The organism is Kitasatospora sp. NPDC017646, from assembly GCF_044329365.1.
Classification (GTDB): Bacteria; Actinomycetota; Actinomycetes; order Streptomycetales; family Streptomycetaceae; genus Kitasatospora.
The window spans coordinates 1-1,244 of sequence record NZ_JBIRJC010000147.1 but is presented as its reverse complement, the minus strand read 5'-3'; the positions used below and the strand labels follow the sequence as shown (position 1 = coordinate 1,244).

Sequence of the window (1,244 nt, the reverse complement as noted above, 5' to 3'; positions counted from 1 at the left end):
GACCTGGAGGCCTACCTCGCCGACCTACTGCGCAGCCGTGAGCGTCTGGCGGCCGTCATCGACGCCGACGCGTGGGCGAAGTCCGAGGCGATGCCCTCCGACGAGGAGATCCGGCGCGTGCGCCGCCTGATCAGCCGGGTCAAGGCCTCCGTCGACGACCTCTCCCAGCAGGAGCGCACCGAGATCGAGCAGGCCACCGCCCTGGTACGGCGCGCTCGCAACAACGTCGTCCACCTTGGTCTGCCAGCCGTTCGCCAGCCACTCATCGACTTCCGACCAGACAGGACCCCGTGACCACCACATCCATGGCCGACGGCCGCCGGGCGGACTCCGCCCGGCGCCGCCAGCGCGTCATCAAGGCCGTCGCCGCCGCCGTCAAAGCCAGCACACCCATCACCGTCTCCGGCATCGCCCGCCAGGCCGGTGTCGACCGCGCCTTCCTCTACCGCCACAAGGACCTGCTCGCCCAGGTCCACGCCGCCGATTCCGATCCGAGGGCCGACAGCACTGGCCCCCTTGTTACCCGCGCCTCACTCCAGGCCGACCTGGCCAACGCCCAAGAACGCGCCGGCCGTCTCGCCGCAAGGATTCGGACCCTGGAGGGCAAGCTCTCCGATCTCCTCGGCGAGCAGGCGTGGAGAGACTGCGGACTCGGCGGACCCGGCGACATCGACCAGCTCAAGCGCCGCATCACCGCCCTCGAACAGCAAGCGGTCGATCTCACCGGTCAACTGGAAGAGCGCAACGAAGAACTCCAGGCCGCCCGAGCTGCTAACCGCCAGCTGATCAGTCGGCTCAACACGAGCCACTGACCTCGGACGCGGGGGCGGTGGGACAGTGATCACTTCCCACCGCCCCCGCAGCGACGAGCTGGAACGCCTGCATGCCATCCATCGGGGTGCCATCGGGATGCAGCCCGAATGCGGCCGCAAGAACGACGGGAAGATCGGCCTCGGGGACAGCGACGCGCAGCTCCGCGAGGACGTCGGGAAAGTCGACCTCATCGATGGCGCCCAGATACTCCTGGCGCAAGCGGTGGATGACCTCCACCAGCTCGGGCCTCAGCCGCATCCAGGCGCGGGACGTCCGGATCTCCTCCGCGACCTGGTCCATGAACCAGCGCATGACCTCGTACGGGATGTCCAGGTGCTGTCCTTGGGGATCGAAGCACACCGTCGTCTCGCGCGCCGGGTCCTCGTCGGGGATGACCGCGGTCACCACGGCCCGTTGCTCCCGGACGAGGT

General features: G+C 69.1%; 2 protein-coding genes and 1 pseudogene. 2 read left to right on the top strand and 1 reads right to left on the bottom strand.

The genetic code is table 11. The features are described 5' to 3' along the window. The coding region (locus tag ACH4J0_RS43280; RefSeq protein ID WP_396246669.1) for a transposase at positions 1 to 294 on the top strand (294 nt) is incomplete at its 5' end. Then, on the top strand, positions 291 to 812 hold the full coding sequence (locus tag ACH4J0_RS43275) for a DUF6262 family protein (RefSeq protein ID WP_396246668.1): 522 nt from the start codon (positions 291 to 293) through the stop codon (positions 810 to 812). The genes ACH4J0_RS43280 and ACH4J0_RS43275, both read left to right, overlap by 4 nt. Here ACH4J0_RS43275 and ACH4J0_RS43270 read toward each other — a convergent pair. Continuing rightward, positions 796 to 1,244 (bottom strand): annotated as a pseudogene (locus ACH4J0_RS43270) (hypothetical protein); the annotation flags it as partial. The gene ACH4J0_RS43275 and the pseudogene ACH4J0_RS43270 overlap by 17 nt on opposite strands.